The sequence below is a fragment of the uncultured Slackia sp. genome, from assembly GCF_944321625.1.
Taxonomy (GTDB): domain Bacteria; phylum Actinomycetota; class Coriobacteriia; order Coriobacteriales; family Eggerthellaceae; genus Slackia.
Genome location: NZ_CALUMA010000093.1, coordinates 1 through 18,511 on the forward strand (window position 1 = coordinate 1; position 18,511 = coordinate 18,511).

19 protein-coding genes and 1 pseudogene are annotated in these 18,511 nt (G+C 61.0%); 1 reads left to right on the top strand and 19 read right to left on the bottom strand.

Features of this window, described 5'->3' with window-relative positions; translation table 11 throughout:
* From Q0J60_RS08280 to yihA, 5 genes are all read right to left on the bottom strand, one after another.
* Positions 1-242, bottom strand: a 242-nt coding sequence (locus Q0J60_RS08280) for a tRNA-dihydrouridine synthase (protein ID WP_294440493.1), incomplete at its 3' end; no start/stop codon positions are given.
* Positions 243-459: 217 nt separating this feature from the next.
* Positions 460-1,572, bottom strand: coding sequence for a radical SAM family heme chaperone HemW (hemW, locus tag Q0J60_RS08285; protein WP_294440453.1), 1,113 nt, complete (start codon positions 1,570-1,572; stop codon positions 460-462).
* 67 nt (positions 1,573-1,639) lie between these two features.
* Positions 1,640-1,825 (bottom strand): hypothetical protein, encoded by a 186-nt coding sequence (locus Q0J60_RS08290; protein WP_294440455.1) that lies wholly within the window; start codon positions 1,823-1,825, stop codon positions 1,640-1,642.
* Between the two features lies 1 nt (position 1,826).
* On the bottom strand, positions 1,827-3,632 hold the full coding sequence (gene lepA, locus Q0J60_RS08295) for a translation elongation factor 4 (RefSeq protein WP_294440461.1): 1,806 nt from the start codon (positions 3,630-3,632) through the stop codon (positions 1,827-1,829).
* A 155-nt stretch (positions 3,633-3,787) separates the two neighbouring features.
* Entirely contained in the window at positions 3,788-4,372 is a 585-nt protein-coding gene (yihA, locus tag Q0J60_RS08300; RefSeq protein WP_294440463.1) for a ribosome biogenesis GTP-binding protein YihA/YsxC, read from the bottom strand.
* Positions 4,373-4,681: 309 nt separating this feature from the next.
* Between yihA and rpsT the strand changes: the two genes are divergently transcribed.
* Complete coding sequence (gene rpsT / locus Q0J60_RS08305) at positions 4,682-5,170, top strand: 30S ribosomal protein S20 (RefSeq protein ID WP_294440465.1); 489 nt, start codon at positions 4,682-4,684, stop codon at positions 5,168-5,170.
* Between the two features lie 88 nt (positions 5,171-5,258).
* Here rpsT and holA read toward each other — a convergent pair whose 3' ends face one another.
* The 14 genes and pseudogenes from holA to Q0J60_RS08375 form a co-directional block, all read right to left on the bottom strand.
* The gene (gene holA, locus Q0J60_RS08310; RefSeq protein ID WP_294440467.1) at positions 5,259-6,227 is read right to left on the bottom strand and encodes a DNA polymerase III subunit delta; all 969 of its coding nucleotides are present in this window, start codon (positions 6,225-6,227) and stop codon (positions 5,259-5,261) included.
* A gap of 37 nt (positions 6,228-6,264) precedes the next feature.
* Positions 6,265-6,582 (bottom strand): addiction module antidote protein, encoded by a 318-nt coding sequence (locus tag Q0J60_RS08315; protein ID WP_294440468.1) that lies wholly within the window; start codon positions 6,580-6,582, stop codon positions 6,265-6,267.
* Positions 6,572-6,886, bottom strand: a complete 315-nt coding sequence (locus Q0J60_RS08320; RefSeq protein ID WP_294440469.1) for a type II toxin-antitoxin system RelE/ParE family toxin — start codon at positions 6,884-6,886, stop codon at positions 6,572-6,574. Before Q0J60_RS08320 ends, Q0J60_RS08315 begins: the two co-directional genes overlap by 11 nt.
* 48 nt (positions 6,887-6,934) lie before the next feature.
* The gene (locus tag Q0J60_RS08325; RefSeq protein ID WP_294440470.1) at positions 6,935-9,082 is read right to left on the bottom strand and encodes a DNA internalization-related competence protein ComEC/Rec2; all 2,148 of its coding nucleotides are present in this window, start codon (positions 9,080-9,082) and stop codon (positions 6,935-6,937) included.
* Between the two features lie 129 nt (positions 9,083-9,211).
* Positions 9,212-9,934, bottom strand: a complete 723-nt coding sequence (locus Q0J60_RS08330; protein ID WP_294440472.1) for a ComEA family DNA-binding protein — start codon at positions 9,932-9,934, stop codon at positions 9,212-9,214.
* A gap of 355 nt (positions 9,935-10,289) precedes the next feature.
* Positions 10,290-11,645 (bottom strand): aspartate aminotransferase family protein, encoded by a 1,356-nt coding sequence (locus Q0J60_RS08335; RefSeq protein WP_294440474.1) that lies wholly within the window; start codon positions 11,643-11,645, stop codon positions 10,290-10,292.
* Positions 11,646-11,806: 161 nt separating this feature from the next.
* Positions 11,807-12,952: a hypothetical protein gene (locus Q0J60_RS08340; RefSeq protein ID WP_294440477.1), complete on the bottom strand. Its 1,146-nt coding sequence runs from the start codon at positions 12,950-12,952 to the stop codon at positions 11,807-11,809.
* Positions 12,953-13,211: 259 nt separating this feature from the next.
* The gene (thiI, locus tag Q0J60_RS08345) at positions 13,212-14,450 is read right to left on the bottom strand and encodes a tRNA uracil 4-sulfurtransferase ThiI (protein WP_294440479.1); all 1,239 of its coding nucleotides are present in this window, start codon (positions 14,448-14,450) and stop codon (positions 13,212-13,214) included.
* Between the two features lie 615 nt (positions 14,451-15,065).
* Positions 15,066-15,326, bottom strand: a complete 261-nt coding sequence (locus Q0J60_RS08350) for a DNA-directed RNA polymerase subunit omega (RefSeq protein WP_294440484.1) — start codon at positions 15,324-15,326, stop codon at positions 15,066-15,068.
* Positions 15,327-15,332: 6 nt separating this feature from the next.
* Positions 15,333-15,905 (bottom strand): guanylate kinase, encoded by a 573-nt coding sequence (gene gmk, locus Q0J60_RS08355; RefSeq protein ID WP_294440486.1) that lies wholly within the window; start codon positions 15,903-15,905, stop codon positions 15,333-15,335.
* Positions 15,906-15,922: 17 nt separating this feature from the next.
* Positions 15,923-16,231, bottom strand: a complete 309-nt coding sequence (gene mihF, locus Q0J60_RS08360) for an integration host factor, actinobacterial type (protein ID WP_123208923.1) — start codon at positions 16,229-16,231, stop codon at positions 15,923-15,925.
* Positions 16,232-16,409: 178 nt separating this feature from the next.
* Positions 16,410-17,120: an orotidine-5'-phosphate decarboxylase gene (gene pyrF / locus Q0J60_RS08365; RefSeq protein WP_294440489.1), complete on the bottom strand. Its 711-nt coding sequence runs from the start codon at positions 17,118-17,120 to the stop codon at positions 16,410-16,412.
* Complete coding sequence (locus tag Q0J60_RS08370; protein ID WP_294440491.1) at positions 17,114-18,028, bottom strand: dihydroorotate dehydrogenase; 915 nt, start codon at positions 18,026-18,028, stop codon at positions 17,114-17,116. Before Q0J60_RS08370 ends, pyrF begins: the two co-directional genes overlap by 7 nt.
* Positions 18,028-18,511 (bottom strand): annotated as a pseudogene (locus Q0J60_RS08375) (dihydroorotate dehydrogenase electron transfer subunit); the annotation flags it as partial. The gene Q0J60_RS08370 and the pseudogene Q0J60_RS08375, both read right to left, overlap by 1 nt.

Below are 18,511 nucleotides of genomic sequence, written 5' to 3' on the forward strand. Positions count from 1 at the left end.
ATATAGGCCAGCGCTTCGCCCATCTGCTCCTCGACCCACGCCGCCTCGCGCGCCATGGTCTCGGGCTCGTGGCCGAACAGCTGCACGGCCAACAACCGCCCGTTGGGAGCTCGGTCGAGCAGATGACGGGTCTTCTCGTTGGCGAACGACAGCGCCTTGGACGAAACCATCTCGGTATACGTCAGGTCCGCCCCGCACTCAAGGCACAGCGATCGAAACGCGATGTCGTTCACCCCCGCCATTGGAGCCAGAAGCACCGGCGTAAGCGCGGGCAGATCAGCACGCGGCTCCACGCAGGCGCAGGTGGAGTTGCCTTCGGCTTGCCCAAGGGGCTGGCATGGGGGGATGTCACGCGCAGTTCCGCACGAGCCAATCGCTCCAGTGGGGCGATTGTGCGAGCCCAGGACTGTTTGAGCATGGCATCCCCCCATGCCAGCCCCGCCCTGCGGCAAGAGAAGCTTACGGAGCCAATTCATAAATCCTCCCGTAAAGCTCGTTCCCTAAAAGCCAGCCGCCGAGCGTCGGCGTATAGCGTCCGTTCTCACGTTTCACCAGATGATCGCGTACCAGCCCGCGGAACACCTCAAGCACGTCGGGCAGAAGCAGCGCGGCCTCGCGCACCTCTTCCTCGGATACGCCTGCGCACATACGCATCTTCATCATTAAATCCTCGGCGCACATCTGACGGCGGTCGAGGTCGTCCACCACCTGACCGTCCTGCACGCGCATGCGGCGGCTCTCGTTCTGCGTCATGGTGACGGCAGACGCGCCCAGCCCCAGATACGGCACACCCGTCCAGTATGCCTTGTTGTGACGGCATTCGTACCCGTCTTTGGCGTAGCTCGCCACCTCGTAGCGATGGAAGCCCGCCGCGCCCAGCACGTTGGGCGCCATGCCCATCATCAGCGCCTCGTGCTCCTCGTTGACGTCCTCCAGCTCGCCTGAGTCCACCATGCGGCGGAAGGGCGTGTGGTCCTCGATGGTCAGCGGATACACGCTCACATGCGTCACGCCCAAATCGGCCGCCTTCTGCAGGTCGGCCAAAAACATGTCCGGCGTTTGGCCGGGAATGCCGCACATCAGATCGATCGACACGTTTTCGAAGCGCTCTAACGCCGCGCGCACCGCCTCTTCGGCACGCGCCGAATCATGGATGCGGTCGAGCGTCTTCAGAAGGCCGTCGTCGAAGCTCTGCACGCCGATGGATAGGCGGTTGACGCCCAGCGCATAGACGTCGCGGATGAGCTCGGGGGTCAGCGATTCGGGGTTCGCCTCCATAGAGCACTCGACCTCGGGAGTGAGGTCCATGGACACGCCGAGCGCATACAGCAGCGAACTCAGGCGCTTCTGGCCGATATAGCTTGGCGTGCCGCCGCCAAGGTAAACGGTTTCGATGTGCGCTAGCTCGCCCTCTTTCGCCTTGCGGCGAATATCCATGACGAGGCCTTCGATATATTCGTCGATTGCAGGGCTATCGGCGGAAATCGCCTGCGTCGCGAAATCGCAGTACGCGCAACGATGCTTGCAAAACGGCAGATGAATGTAGAGCGCCTTGTACGGATCGTGCGGCATGTCCGCCCTCCTTCCTATGCAAAACGGGCGCGAGAACCGCGCCCGAAAACACTTACAAAAGCCGAAGCTACATGCCCAGAAGCATCCAGCCGCCCACGGCGAACAAGATCACCACGAGCACGATGATGGCAAGGCACCCAACGGCCACCGCAGCTTTCGACCCGCCGCCCATATGCGCGCGCTCGCGCTCTGCCGCAGCTTTCTTCTCGTCGAACGGATCGTTCAACCAATCGTAATCGTCGTTTCTTGCCATGCTATTCATCAACCTTCAGGATTGCCATAAACGCCTCTTGCGGCACTTCCACGTTGCCGATTGCCTTCATGCGCTTCTTGCCCGCCTTCTGCTTCTCCAGCAGCTTGCGCTTGCGGCTGATGTCGCCGCCGTAGCATTTGGCAAGCACGTCTTTGCGCTTGGCGCGCACGGTCTGGCGTGCAAGCACGCGACCGCCCACCGCCGCCTGGATGGGCACCTCGAACATCTGCTGGGGAATGATGCCCTTGAGCTTCTCGCACAGCACGCGGCCGCGGTCGTAGGCCTTGTCCTTGTGCACGATGAAGCTCAACGCGTCGACGGGCTTGCCCGACAGCAGAATGTCGAGCTTCTGCAGCGCGCCAGGCTTGTAGCCGTCGAACTCGTAGTCGAGGCTCGCATATCCCTTGGTGCGGCTCTTGAGCTGGTCGAAGTAATCCAGAATCAGCTCGGACGAAGGAATTTCCCAGATCTGCTCCACCGTGGTGGTCGACAGGTAGTTCATCGTCTTGAACGTGCCGCGATGCGAAACCGTGAGATCCATCACGGCGCCCACGTAGTCAGGCGGAATCATGATGGTCGCCTTGAGGTACGGCTCCTCGACGTGGTCGATCTTGGAGGGGTCGGGCATATCCTGCGGCGAATGGAGGCTGATCACCTCGCCGTTGGTCATGAACACGTGGTACTCAACGCTGGGAGCCGTGGCGATGAGATCCAGGCCGAACTCGCGCTCCAGGCGCTCCTTGATGACCTCCATATGGAGGAGGCCTAAGAATCCCACGCGGAAGCCGAAGCCCAAAGCATGGCTGGTCTCAGGCTCCCAGATAAGCGCCGGGTCGTTCAGCGAAAGCTTCTCCAGTGCCTCCTTGAGGTCTTCGTACTGGTCGCTCTCGATGGGGAACAAGCCCGTGTACACCATGGGCTTGGCCTCGCGATAGCCCGGCAAGGGCTCGGTCACGCCGCCCTTAGAGGTGGTGATGGTGTCGCCCACGCGCACCTGCGAGACGTCCTTGAGACCCGTGACCAGGTATCCTACCTCGCCCACAGAAAGCTCGGGCAGAGCGATCTCGGCGGGATGGCGGGCGCCAACCTCTTCAACTAGAATCTCGGTCCCAGCGTTCACCAGGCGAACCTCGTCGCCCTTCTTGATGGAGCCGTCCACCACGCGCACGAGCGCCACCACGCCGCGATACGGGTCGAAATACGAGTCGAAAATGAGCGCACGAAGCGGCGCATTCGCATCTCCCTCGGGCGCCGGCACCATAGTGACCACGGCCTCAAGCAGGTCGGGCACGCCCTCCCCCGTCTTGCCGCTGGCCAGAATGGCGTCGTCGGCCAGAATGGCAAGGCCGTCTTCGATCTCGCCCTTCACGCGCTCGGGGTCGGCGGAAGGAAGATCGATCTTATTGATGAGCGGTATGATCTCCAGGTTTGCGTTCATGGCCATCATGGCGTTGGCCACCGTCTGCGCCTCAACGCCCTGGGTGGCGTCGACCACCAGAACGGCGCCTTCGCATGCCGCCAAGCTGCGGCTCACCTCGTAGGTGAAGTCCACATGGCCCGGCGTGTCGATGAGGTTGAACTGGTATTCGTGACCGTCGGAAGCGGTGTACATCACGCGTACCGCCTGGCTCTTGATGGTGATGCCGCGTTCGCGCTCGATGTCCATGGAATCCAGCAGCTGATCGGTCATGTCGCGCTTCGCCACGGTGCCCGTGAGCTCGAGGATGCGGTCCGAGAGCGTGGATTTGCCATGGTCGATATGCGCGATGATGCTGAAGTTACGGATGTATTGAGGGTCGGTCGCCATGCACTACCTTTTCTACGTATGCCTGGATTCTGTCTTTGCGTCAAACGCACCTATTGTAAATGAGAAAACCTCGCACGAATGGCCACGTTCACGTGCTGCACGCGTTCTTCGCACGAACGCGGCAGCGAACGTGGCGCATCGACGCCGACGCGCCACTAATCCTCGATATACGAATCGATGAGGCGCTTGAGCGTGTCGATGCCCGTGCCCTTCTCGGACGAGACGGCAACCACGGGAACGTCCGGCCCCAGCTCGAGCTGCTTGCGCAGCGCGGCGGTCGAGCGAGACACCTGCGACTTGCTCAGCTTGTCGGCCTTGGTCTGCACGATGATGAACGGGAAGCCGGCGGTCTGCAGGAAGCCCACCATCTGCACGTCAAGCGCGGTGGCGGGATGGCGTATGTCGATGAGCGACACAACCAGCGCGAAATCGCGGTCCTGGTTGAAATAACCTTCGATCATCTCGGCCCAACGCGCCTTTTCCGATTTGGACACCTGCGCATAGCCATAGCCGGGAAGGTCGACAAAATCCGCCGAATCGGCCTCGAAGAAGTTGATGGTGGAGGTCTTGCCGGGCTTCGACGAGACCTTCGCAAGCTTTTTACGATTGAAAAGCCTGTTCAGAAGCGATGATTTGCCCACGTTGGAACGGCCGGCGAACGACACCTCGGCGCGGCGCGAAGGGGGCAGCTGCTTGGATGTGCCGTATGCCGCCATGAATTTCACGTTGTTGTAGTTCAAGGACGTCTCCTGTTCATGTTTGCGTATCGGCGCATCATACTATCCAATTCGTGAAGCGTGATTGTACGTTTTCGCAGATATTCCTCCATATTTGCAAGATTTCCTTTGACTGCGGGCGCACGTGCGCTTATAGTTATCCATCGCTGTGCGCAATGCGGGCCTGACCACATGCCCGTCGCGCTCCGCCCCCAACTCTCGGCCGATACGGAGCGTACAGCGCATGAGCACGCGGCAAAAGGCCGCAAGCAATCGCCAAGACCCAACCGCGGCGATTGTTGGACACACCCCACGTTAATGGAGGAAAGAACTGTGGCAAACATCAAGAGCCAGAAGAAGCGCATCCTGACCGCCGAGAAGGCCCGCCAGCGCAACCGTGCCTGCAAGTCCGCCCTGAAGACCGCCGTGCGCCGCGTGCGCGAGGCTGTCGCCGAGAAGGATGGCGTGAAGGCCTACGTGGCTGCCCAGGAGGCGTGCCGCCTGCTGGACAAGGCTGCCGGTAAGGGCATCATCCACAAGAACCAGGCCGCCAACCGCAAGAGCGGCGTTATGCAGCTGGCCAACACCGTCGTGACCCCCGAGGACATCGCCAACGCCCCCAAGCGTGAGAAGCGCGTCCCCGAGGTGAAGGGTGGCACCAAGAAGGCCGCCCGCAAGGCTGAAAAGAAGGCCGCTTACGCCGCCGCCGACGCCGAGAAGGCGAAGCGTCGCGAGGCTACCCTGAAGCTGGAGAAGGCCGCCCATGACCGCAAGGCTGCCGAAGAGGCCGCCGCTGCCGCCGAGGAAGAGGCTGCCGAATAGCAGCACGCCATCTGGCACAAGCTCACACCGAGCAAAGCAAAGCCCGCGAGCAATCGCGGGCTTTTTTTGTTGCAGCCAAGGCATCGCGTTAGCGCGTGCGCACGACGGAAAGCATCCAATTCATGAAGGCGTCGTTGGGATCGGTGCCGCTTTTCATAGCGCGCTCGGCATCGCGCGCCGACACCAACGCATGGCGCAACTCGTCCGCCGACCAGCGTCGCGCCCACGTAGGATGATTCTTCACGCGCCATTCCGGCTGCTTGAGATGCATCGCGAGCGCTTTGGTTCCACCCTGCCCCCGAGCAGCGAGCGCATGAGCTGCAATCAGTTCGCGCAAGCGCGTGACGCACATTCCTATGAGAGCATAAGGGCTTACCGATTCCATCTTCCCCAAAAGGGAGGCGCATTGTGCTGCATCGCGAGCCGCGAACGCCGCTGTGAAATCCCACGGCTTCACCTCGGCGCTGCGCGTGACGAGCGATTCGACCTCGGCGGCGCCGATGGGCTGGCTTCCCGGATGCGCCAAAGCAAGCTTTTTGATTTCGGCATCCAGATGGACGGTATTTTCGCCCACAAGCTCCACCAAACGGCGAGCGCCCGCGTCGTTGAGCGTAACGCCGTGCGACACCGCCATGCCGCGCACGACTTTAGGCAGCTCATACGCCTTCTTGGGTGCGCAGTCTATCACGGCCTGCTTTCCCAGCGCGTCGACCGCTTTATAGAGCCTTGTGTTCTTCGCCAACTTCCGCGCGACCAACGCGAGCACCGTCGTGGGGCTTGGCGATGCGAGGTATTCGACAACCGCCTCGGAATCGGCCTTGCCGAGCGCATCAGCGTTGCGCACCACCACGAGCCTCGCCTCGCTGGCAAATGGCATGGTGTTGCAGGCTGTCACGATGTCGGCGCCCACGGCATCGGGGCCGTCGAACGTGTCGGAATTGAAATCCATATCGCCCAGCTTGTCCATGCGAGCGCGCAAGCGCTTGAGCACGGTTTCGCGCTTGAGTTCGTCCTCGCCGTTGACGAGGTATGCAGGAAGAAGATTCGATTCAGTCATAGGGCTAGTCTAGCGCAAACCAAGACGAGCGGATGCCTTATCCGACCGGATTAGACGATTTATCTTTGGGCGTCTTCTTTCTGAACACCACCTCAATACCCAACGCATCGAAGATCTTTTCCAATGTCTTGAGGCGCGGATTGCCGTCTTTGCTAAGGGCACGATACAAGTTCTCGCGCGAAAGCCCTGTTTGCTTCGCCATGTTTGTCATCCCGCGAGCGCGAGCGACATCGCCAAGCGCGGCCTGAAAAAACTCTGGGTCATCATACTCGGCAACTGCGTTGAGGTATTCAGCGATGTCCTCCTCCGATTTCAGGTACTCCGCGATATCGAACTCGGAAAATCTAGTTTTCATAGTTCCTTTTCCACTCCCTTAGCAGTTTTCTCGCTTTACGAATATCCAGTAATTGAGTAGTTTTATCCCCTCCAAGAAGAAGCAGCAGAAGCGTTCCGCCCCTCAATGAGAAATACACCCTATACCCCGGCCCGATAAAGAACCTCATCTCAAATAAATCCTCGCCCAAGTTTTTCCAATCGCCGCACAACTCGCCCCTAAATGCGATTTTTCCAATTCGCGCCTCAATGATGGAGCGAGCATGTGTGTCCTTGATTCGCTTGAGCCATTTTTCAAATTGTGCAGTCTTTACGATCTGGAGCATCTTTCCCTCATTTATTGTAGCTTATAAATTACACGTCAGCAATAACAATCAATTCGATGCGTCTGATTTCTGCGTAAACACCTCTATCCCTGCATCGGAGAATCTGCAGGTCACATCACCCATGTGGTCAGTGCGGAAGATATGGGCTCCCACGTCTTCGAGCGCATCGAGCGCCTCTTGCGAAGGATGCCCATAACGGTTGTCCAAGCCAGCGCTGATGAGCGCGACCTTTGGAGAGAGGGTTTCGAATGCCGCTTCGCTTACGCCGTTCTTGCTTCCGTGGTGTCCGGCCTTGAACACGTCAACATGTCCCACCAGCCCTGATTCCGTCATGGCATCGAGTTGATCGGCCTCGGCGTCACCCGTCAAAAGCGTGCTGAATTCAGAAATCCCGTCACCCTGGGCGTCGTATTCCACAAGGAGACAAAGGCTGTCGGCATTACCGCCCTCCTCGCTGAACGCTTCCGGCCATACGGCGAAGCACGTAAAGCGCCCCACTTTGATAGTCTCGCCCTTCGATATCCCGCTCACGCCGCGCTGCCCCGCAACGCGCTGCGCATCCGCAACGAGTTCGGTGCATCCGTCGCACTCGCAAGAAAAGGTAGGGCTCGAAAGAAGCACTTCTCCCTGCGCCACCAAAGAGTCGAGAACCGGAAGCGAGCCGCAATGGTCGTCGTCATGATGGGTGATCACCACCCCGTCAAGCGACATGACCCCATGTCTCGCAAGCGCCGCCGAAAGCTTCGCGTCCTGGTTGCCCGTGTCCACAAGCAGCGCGGCACCTTGGCTGCGGATGAGAATCGCATCGCCCTGCCCGACATCGAGCATGACGATTTCGTCGCTCGCCAGCCGCGAGGCGGCGAACGCAAACACAATAAAGAACGCAGAGAGCGCGCAAGCGACAGCCCTCACTGTCCTGCCCGTTGGAAGGGGCCACACAGCCCAAATAAGCACAACCACCACGATGGACGCAACGGCCGCCTCCACTAGCCCCATCGAACATGGAACCGCAGCGAAGGGCATATGGGAGAGAACCGTTGCTGCACCGCAAAATAACCCAGAGATGGCGCAAAACACTCGCAAGACGCACATCCCCGCATCGGGCATCGCCGCCGCCATCGCAAGAGACAAAAGACCGCCCAGAAGCAGCACCGAGAAAACGGGAGCGGCAACCAAGTTGGCAATCGGCGATACCAGCGGCACGCGCGAGAAAACGCTCGCCGTCACCGGGAAGATGGGAAGGTTCGCCGCTGCTGTCATGCCGAACGCTTCGCAGGCCGTTCCAAATCGCCCACCTGTTGCGCATGCGAACCACGAAGAGAACAGCCCCGCGAACATCACTACGCCGAAGGTGGACGCCGCGGAAAGGAAGAAAGACAGCGAAACCGCAAGAGAAGGGTCGAACGCCACGAGCACGCATACGCATACCGAAAGCGCGGCAAGCGGCGATGTCCGACGCGATGCGAATATGCACGAGATAGCGACGCCCGCCATAACAGCCGACCTGATTACCGGAGCGGAAAGCCCCGTGAACACGGAATACGCGGCATAGAACAGGCACAATGCGACCACGCACGCACGTCGAGGGGCTCCAATCCTGACAAGGAGCGCTGACACGAACGCGCCTACCACAGCCAGATGTGAGCCCGACACGGCGACCATATGTGCGAGCCCCACCGTTTTCATGGCATCGTAGAGCCCGTCTTCATCCAGATGGCTTCTATCCCCAAGAAGCAAAGCGCGAAGCAGAGCGGACCCCACGCCTGGAATCTCATCGAACCATTCCGATGCCCACCGACGCGCCGCGAGCACCGGGGCAAGCACGCCCTGATCTTCGCACAATCTGACGTCGGACACAGTGGCGCGGCACACGACGCCCTCCAAGGCGTATCGAGCAAACGACGAATCGGAAAGTTCGGAGAAACGTACGGATCCCGCAATCCGCTCGCGTGCGAAGTAAAGCACGTCACCCTCGTACGAGAGCAGCACGTTCATTCGGCTTCCGTCGGCAAACAGAACGTGCGCTTTGGCGCTGTTCCCGAAATCGCCCTGTTGCGCATCGGCCGTGAGCTCGAGCACATATTCGCCAGCGCGCGCCCCATCGGGCACGCCGCGCTCCACAAGTCCCGCTTCTACCCTATACAACGCAAGGCAGGCAGCAAGAACCCACACCGCAACGGCAATCAGGAATGTCATGGGAGGAATCGGCCGAAGCGGGCACCGCCCTCTCCCGCCCCTCGCATGCCCCTCCCCTAGAAACGACTCCACAAGCGAAGCCGCCATCGAGGTGCGCCTGCGGTCGCTGTGGGCATCCATCGTCCCGCCCTACACGCAAATCGAATCTTTGAGCTTCTCGAACTTCTTCTCCCCTATGCCGCTCACACGCTGGATGTCCTCAATGGAAGCGAACGGACCGCCCGACTCGCGCTCCTCTATGATTGCCTGAGCGGTAGCGGGTCCCACTCCCGGAAGCGTATCCAGCTCTTCAGCGCCGGCCGTATTGATGTTGACAATGGCGGTTGCGGTCGAGGTGGCAGCTCCCGACGCTTGAGCGGCTCCCGTAGAAACGGATCCCTGCTGGACCTGTTCCTTGGTAGGAATAGCCACCTGCTCCCCATCCTGAAGCACCCGAGCGAGGTTCACGGCGTCAGGCGCGGCATCCTTGGAAAACCCGCCTGCGGCATCCACCGCGTCCTGCACGCGAGAGCCTTCGGGCATCGAATAAATACCTGGCTCAGCAACGGATCCCGCAACGTGCACGGTCACATAGGTCACGGGGTTCTGTGGCTCCGTATCAGTCGAATTCGAATCTTCTACTGACGACGAATCTGCTGCAGCCCCGGCTTCATCCTTCTTCGAACCCTCATGAGACTCCTCGACAGCATCGCCGGGGACAACGAACGACGGCGTTCCCGACGATAAGGGGCCGAACGCCACAGCGGCCACGCAAATCGCTGCAAGAACGGCGGCGCCGATGAGTGCGGCGGGCGGCACGCGCAAAGAACGAATCTTGGTGAAGAAGCTTTCTGAGGTTTGAGTGAACGGCATGGGGCACCGCCTTCCGCATCGGGCGTCACCTCGGACGCCGTCTCATCGGCCATATCCGATGCTAGCTAGCAAACCTTGCCAAACCCTTTCCCGCGCGTTCGGTTTTTGCGGCGCGGATTATACGCTCTGCACCCCCGACGCTCGCCGCAATCTTCCCCGAATCGCGCGGCGCTTTTGACACATAATCGGCGCCCAGCCCCTCTCCCTCTCGTCGAAACCTTGCCAAAATCTTGCCAGAACCTTGCCCGGCGCCACGCTACGCAGACGGCATCAAAAAGCCGCGACCCGAAAGTCGCGGCTTTTCCGATTCCGCCCCATGGTCACCCATGAAGCGATGGTATAGAAAACCTAATATTTACCAGCCCTTACCGGCAGGGACCACGTCATCGGGCACCTTGCCTTCTTCGACCTCGCCGATGACCTGGTCGAGCACGTCGAGCGCACGGTCGAGCTGCTCCTTGGTGATGACCAGCGGCGGCTGGAAGCGCAGAATGGAATTCGCGATGGTGATCATGACCACGCCCTCGTCATAGGCGCGATAGATGATCTTGAGCGCGTCCTTGGCGCACTTGGTGCGCGTGCCGGGCTCCACGATGTCGATGCCCAGGTTGAGACCCATGCCGTGCACGCTGCCGATGATCGTATGGCGCGCCTGCATGTCCTCGAAACGCTCGCGCGCGTATGCGCCCAGCTCACGCGAACGCTCGATCAGGCCCTCGTCCTCGATGACGCCGATCGTGGCAAGCGATGCCGCGCAGCATACGGGGTTGCCGCTCGTGGTGAACAGATGCGCCGGGAAGTCGAGCGAATCCATGATTTCGGCTTTGCCGATGACGGCTGAAAGCGGCATGCCGCTGGCGATGGACTTGCCCACGCTCATCAAATCGGGCTCGATGCCGAAATGCTCGATGGACCACCAGGTGCCCGTGCGCGCCATGCCCTGGTTCACCTCGTCCACGGCAAATAGGATGCCGTGTTTCTGGCAGAACGCATACAGCTGCTCCACATAGGCCTTGGGCGGCACGATGATGCCCAAATCGCCCGCGATGGGCTCCATGATGATGCAGGCGATCTCCTCGGGCGGCAGGTAGTTCTCACACATCTCCAGCAGCGGGTGCATGAAGTAGGCAGCTTGCTCTTCCTCGGAGAGATGGTCCACGCCCTCATGGTAGGCGTCGGGATACGGGATGTGATACACGCCGGGCAGCAAGGGAGCCATCTTGCGGCGCATGTTCAAACTGATGGCCGAAAGCGTGAGCGAGCCATAGGTGGAACCGTGATAGGCGCCCTGGAAGCTCACCATGTACTGGCGGCCGGTGTAGGCGCGCGCGAACTTGATGATGGCGTCGTTGGCGTCGGAGCCGGAGTTGCCGAACACGACCTTCTTGGGGCTCGGGCCCGGCGCAATCTCGCACAGCTTCTGCACGAGCTCAATCTCAGGCGTGTGATACATGTATGCCGGCGTGTAATGAATCAGCTTCTGCGCCTGCTGCGTGATGGCATCCACCACGCGCGGGTGGCAATGGCCCACGTTGGTTGCCGACGCGCTCGCCAGAAGATCGATGTAGCCGTTGCCGTCCACATCGTAGAGCATGGCACCTTCGCCGTGGTCGATAACCATGTCGTAGTACGGGATGCGCCCCGTGGGAGCATAATACTTCTGCTCCTGCTGCACCATCTGCTGCGAAAGCTTCTTCTCAGCATCCGCCATGATGAACCTCTTTTCTCTTGCTCGCTTCGCCGCCCATGCGGCGCACGTCCCCGGCCAAACGCGCTTGCCCGGGAAACGAGAGCCCTGCCGCATGCACGGCGGCGCGGCAGACGAATCCGCCGCGCCGGTTTCATATCATTGTACAGCTAATGGATGGACGATTAGTCGTTATCGCGCTCCATAGCAGGCGTCTTGCCCGTAGCCTTCCAGTAAATGGTGCGGGCGACGATGATGACGATGAACGCGATGGCGAAGTACGCCACGAACGGGTAGATGGTGTTCACCAGGATGGAGAACGGCAGCTGCCCGCCGATGAGCGTGACCAGGGCCAAGGCGACGATCAGCGTCTTGTGCTTGACGGGGTCCTGCTCCTCGGTGACGAACTGGTTGGCCACCGACACGAACATCGGAACGATGGTGTTGTAGATCATGATCAGCAGCACGATAGCGAACACGATGCCCACGGCCGGGGAAATCATCTGCGCGAACTGCAGGGCAGGAACCTCGAGGTGGCTCACGTCGGCGTAGGTGGACAGCATGGCCAGATTCAGGCACACGGCGCACAGACCCAGCAGGAAGCCGCCGAACAGACCGCCCAGCACAGCCTCTTTCTGGGTGTTGGCCTCGGCGCCCATGCGCGAGATGAACGGAACGCCCGCCAGGATGTTGTAAGCGACGTACATGACTGCGCCCACGAACCACCAGTTCACAGAGTCGCCGATGCCGCGAAGCACGTCGCCCTCGGCGTCAGCCGCGGCGACGGCCGCATCGGCATTGCCCAGGTTCTGGAAGTTGGTGAAGAACGCAACCAGGGCGATGATGATAAGGAACACGATGGCCACAGGGCCGATGGTGCCCAGCAGGTTGACGATGCGCTTCATGCCCAGAAGAGCGCTCGCCAACGCGATGACGCACATGATGGCGCTGCCCACGAACTGCGGCAGACCGAAATACTGATTGAAGGTGGCGCCTGCGCCCGACAGCATGATGATACCGATCAGGAAGCAGAACAGAATGGTGAACCACTGCAGGAACGTGCCGATGTACTTGCCGGCGAAGAAGCGGAAGCTCGAGAAGTCCACGGCGTTCGCGTGCTTGTAGCCGTAGTTCATGAACACAGCGCCCAGAACCGCGAACAGCAGCGTGGTGACGAAGCTACCGAAGATGCCCAGGGTTCCATACGATGTGAAGTACTGCATGACCTCCTGGCCCGAGGCGAAGCCCGAACCTACCAGAGTTCCCACCAGGGTGCCTGCGAACTGCACGACTTTGCCCGGCCTGGTTTTCTTTGCGGACTCGTCTGCCATCCCCATCATCCCCTTTCCCATATTGCGCCGCCCGTCGCGACGCACTCGAAACGGATACGTTGCTATCGCGCTTTACCCTGCGATAGCGTTCAAAACATTATGGAGAGATTGGCCAGTCAAGTCCATTGAACGGGGCGAATTATCCGGCATACGGCGCATGATTTAACAGGCGAGAAACAATCGCGGCGGGGTGGATGCCAAACATCGAACCATCGGAGTTGTAGCGCGGGCAGATTACCTTGGCAAACGCGCCTATCACTTAGACGCGCTCCTCTTTCTTCGCCGCTTCTCGACGCTTGGTACGCCAATATGACGAAGGGCAGCGATATTCGTGAAGCTCGAGCGCGTCCATGATCTCGTCGATCCACTCATCGTAGGGCAGGTCAGCCTCCGCCGCCTCTACCTCGGGAATCTTCGCATGGGTCTCGGGGCTGCGCGGCATGAACAGCGTGCAGCAGTCGGGCGCTGGGTTGCTGGAAATCTCGAAGGTGCCCAGCTTCTGCGCGTCGGCGATGATTTCCAGCTTGTCGCAGCCGATAAGCGGACGGAATATCTGCATATCAACCGCAGCGTTAGTGGCGGCCAGGTTGTCAAGCGTCTGAGACGCCACCTGTCCCAGGCTCTCGCCCGTCACCAGCGCTTTCGCGCCTTCTTTATGGGCGATGCGCTCGGCGATCTTCATCATGAGCCTGCGATAGATGACGATGCGCAGCGCAGGAGGAACGCGCATGGCAATCTCGCGCTGGTAGTCGCCGAAGGGCACGATATACACGCGTGCGACGCCGCCGAACTCTTCAAGCACGTGCGCGATGTCGTCAACCAGATATTCCGAAGTCGAAGCCGTCTGCGGGCGGCCCGAGAAGTGCACACCGATAACGGTGGCCCCGCGACGCGCCATACGCCACATGGCCACAGGCGAGTCGATGCCGGAAGAGATAAGGCACACCACTTTGCCGGCCGTGCCCACGGGCAAACCGCCCACGCCGGGCACGCTCAGCGCATAGATGTAGGCATGCCCCTGCACCACTTCGACGTGAACCTCCACATCGGGATGCTTCATCTTCACAGGCTTGTCGGGGAATCGCTCGCACAGATACGCGCCCACGATTTGGTTCATCTGCATGGAATCGATCTCGAAATCGGTGTGGCTGCGGCGCGCCACGACCTTCCACGTGGTGAACTCCCCTGCCTCGGCCAGCGCCTGAGCGGCGGCCTCGCACATGATGTCTATATCGCGTTCGCAAGAGAATCCGCAGCTCACGCGCGCGACACCTGGCACGCGAGCGATGAGGCTCACCGTGGATTCCGCATCCTCTTCGGTGGCATCGTGTACGAACATCACGAGAATGCGCCCCGAGATGCGGATGACCTTTTCCACGCACGGGCGGTCGAGCAAGGCCTGGAGGTTGTACATGAGCTTTTTCTCGAAGAGCGTGCGATTGTGACCCTTCAATCCCAGCTCATGGTAGTGAGCCAGGCAGATTCGTTGAAATTGCATGGTTGCCTTTCTTGTCAAAGGGGGAGGGGGAAGAGGAAGAATCCTCTTCCCCCTCCCCCTTTGCATCCCCCTCCCCTTGCTCCTCGCACCAGGGCGCACGGGACACCGGATGCTTATAACTTCATCGCCTACTCTGCGGGCATCGCTTCGCTTGCCCGCGGTGCACAGCATGCATCGCGATTAAGACCCTGCCAAGTGTCTCAAACTCTTTTGGGTTCGCGCTTCGCGCGGTGGGATTCGCTTCGCTCTCCCACGTGACACGCCAGATTAGATGCCTGGCAAGCTTTTCGGTGCCCCTGCGGCATCGCTTCGCTCGCCGCCAAGGGAGGCGATGCCGCAATCGCATATGCCCACAAAGCGATACTAAGCTCATAGGGCCATACCGACCCATCAAGGCGACACACAACATCAGAGACACTTGGCAAAGCTTCAAACAAACCAAAGCCCACGAACCGCGGCCGAGCGAAAGCGATGGCCGCCCTGTGGGCCACACGGTTCAAATATCCGGTTTCCCCCGCGTGCTGGAGCGAGAGGAAGGAAAAGGGGGATACAAAGGGGGAAAGGGAAGGGGATTCCTCCCCTTCCCTTTCCCCCTTTGAAAACGCTACAAATCAGTTAGTGCTGATGAATATCAATGGTTTCAGGGTCGTACGACACCTCGCCGCGAGCGATCTCCTTGAATGCCATAGAAAGCGGCTTCATATCGTTCGCCTTGGCAATCTCGACGGCGCTCGACAGCTCGATGGCGCGCTCGCGCTGGCCACGCATCATGTCGTTGATGTCATGGGCGCGCTTGGACGCCAGAGCGCACAGCAGGAAACGGTCGTTGTCGGTCTCGTCCAGCAGGACGTCAATCTTCGGGTCGATGATGCTCATGCTTATCTATTCCTCGTCAGTCTCAGCGGTTCGCTCGATATAGGCAACCAGTTCGTCGGTGCACTCATCGAGGTTGTCGTTCACGAAGCGAATATCATACTCCATTTTGCGGCTTAGCTCCAGCTTGGCGTTGTTCATGCGAAGCGCGACGGACTCTTCGTCCTCAGTGCCGCGGCTGCGCAGACGCCTTTCGAGCTCTTCGAGCGAAGGAGGCTCGATGAACACGAGGTGCGCCTCGGGAACGCGCTCGCGCACCTGAAACGCGCCCTGGACATCGATCTCGAGGATGACCTGGCATCCTGCGTCCAGATGCTCCCTCACAAGATGCGCCGGCGTGCCATACTTATGGTCGTGGACCTGCGCCCACTCCAAAAAACCGTCGTGGGCAACAAGCTCGTCGAAGCGCGCATCGTCGTAGAACAGGTAATGCACGCCGTCCACCTCGCCTTCGCGCGGGTCGCGCGTGGTGACCGAAATGGAGAGCCATGCGTCGGGCACCCTCTCCATGATTCGGGACACAAGCGTTCCTTTGCCGGCGCCCGAGGGGCCGGAGATGACGAAGAGGTTTCCGCGGCGCATGGAATCGACCTTGCGAACTAGCCCAGACGCTCGAGCAGAGCGGCTTCCTGGCGCTCGCCCAGGCCCTTCAGGCGACGGCTTTCAGCGATCTTGAGCTCGCCCATGATCTTCTCGGCCTTGGCCTTGCCGTAGCCGGGCATGGTCTCGATCAGCGTGGAGACCTTCATGCGACCCACCACGGGATCGTCCTTCATGTCCAGGACTTCCTTGAGGGACAGCTTGCCGGACTTGAGGTCGTCGCGGACCTGTGCACGCTTGATGCGGGCGGCCTTTGCCTTCTCGAGGGCGGCCTGACGTTCTTCAGCACTCAGTTGAGGGATAGCCATCGGTAGTTCACTCCTTCATAGTTCAGCCGCCCCATCTAGGCGGCGATTGGCGATAATACCACACCAGACGCGCGTTTCAAGATTTTCATCCACTTTGCGCCTGCCGCTTTCAAAGATTGCGCAAAAAAGCGCCTTTATGCCCCTGACCTGTGAATTTTCCGTGGTCAGAGACAATCCGCTAAAGTTCGGCGGCGATGCGCTCGAACGCGGCCACGGGGTCGTCGGCCTGCGTGATGGGACGGCCCACCACGATATGCGACGCGCCTGCGTCGAAGGCGGCCTTGGGCGTGGCCACGCGGCTCTGGTCGCCCAGATCGGCGCCCGCAGGACGCACGCCCGGAGTGACGATCATCGCGTCGGGGCCCAGAAGCTCGCGCAGCATGGCGGCCTCCTGGGGCGAAGCGACAACGCCCGAAAGCCCCGCCTCCTGCGCGCACAGGGCGAGCTGCTTGACCTGCTCTTCCATGCCGCGCGTCACGCCCGTCGCGGCAAGCGTATCGGCGTCCATGCTTGTGAGCACCGTAATCGCAAGCGTATCGGCGTCGGTGCCCGACTCGTCGACGGCGCGCTGGGCAGCCTCCATCATGGGCACGCCGCCCACGGCGTGCATGGTGATCATGTCGGCGCCGGCCTCTACGGCAGAAGCGGCCGCGCCTTCCACCTGATGCGGAATGTCATGGAACTTGAGGTCGAGAAACACCTTGTAGCCCAAAAGCTTGAAGATCTCGACGATGGCGGGGCCTTCGGCGTAATACAGCGTCATGCCCACCTTGAGCCACTTGGCCTTGCCCTGAAGGCGCTTGGCCAGATCGAGCGCCGTGGCGCGGTCGCAGTCGAGCGCCACGATCACGCGGTCGGCGCGCGGGACGCTTTCGTATGCTGCTAGCATTGCAGTCCTCCGATCAGTTCGTTCACATCGCTTACGCCGTAGCGCTCGCAGTATTCGATCATGCCGTCGAGCACGTCGTTGACGGCATGGGGATTGACGAAGTTCGCCGTGCCGACCGCGATCGCGGTGGCGCCGGCCAGCATGAATTCGATGGCGTCCTCCCCCGTCATGATGCCGCCCATGCCCAGGATGGGGATCTTGACGGCGTTATGGCACTGCCACACCATGCGCAGCGCCACGGGCTTGACCGCCGGACCGGACAGGCCGCCCACCACGCGCGCCAGCTTGGGACGGCGCGTCTTGGCGTCGATTGCCATGCCCAAAAGCGTGTTGATGAGCGAGATGGCATCGGCGCCCGACGCCTCCGCCGCGCGGGCGATCTCGGTGATATCGGTCACGTTAGGCGAAAGCTTGACGATCATGGGCTTAGTGGCGGCGGCGCGGCAGGCCCCCACCACGGCCTCCACGCTGGGCACGTGCGTGCCGAAGGTGAGGCCGCCCGCATCCACGTTGGGGCAGCTGATGTTAATCTCGTAGGCATCGGCTTGGCCGTCGGCCTCGAGCGCCTCCACCACGGCGACGTATTCCTCCAGGCTATGGCCGGAAACGTTGACGATGGCCGGCACGCCCTGCGACTTGATCCAGGGCAGATCTACTTCGCACAAGTGCGCCACGCCAGGGTTCTGAAGGCCGATGGAGTTCAGCATGCCGGACGGGGTCTCGGCGATACGCGGAGCGTCATTGCCCTCCCAGCCGTTGAGCGACACGCCCTTGGTGGTGACCGCACCCATGCGCGAGACGTCGCAATACGCATCGTATTCATGACCGGCGGCGAAGGTGCCGGATGCATCGGTCACGGGATTGGGCATGATCAGGCCGCCCAGATTCACCTGCATGTTCACAGCCATTACCACACCACATCCTTCGCATCGAACACGGGGCCGTCGACGCACGAACGGCGCTTGCCCTCGTGCGTTTCAACCACGCAGGACAGGCACGCGCCCACGCCGCAAGCCATGCGCTTTTCCATAGAAACCCAGCACGCCACGCCCGCCTCGGCGGCGATGCCCGCAACGGCGCGCATCAGCGGCTCGGGTCCGCAGCAGAACACGCCCGCATACTCGCCGGTCGCCAGCTGCTCGCGCACGGGCTCGGTGCAGAACCCCGCGTAGCCCACGGAGCCGTCGTCGGTGGCAAGAATGGGGTCACGTCCCAGAAGCGCCGCGTAATCGGCGCGCGTGACCAGCATGCTTTCGGTCTGGGCGCCCAGCACGACCTCAAACGGATGGCCGTCGGCCGCCAGCTGTTCGGCAAACATGAATAGGGGCGCCGCGCCCACGCCGCCGCCCACGACAAGCAGCTTTCCTTCGCACGGCTGCCAGCCATGGCCC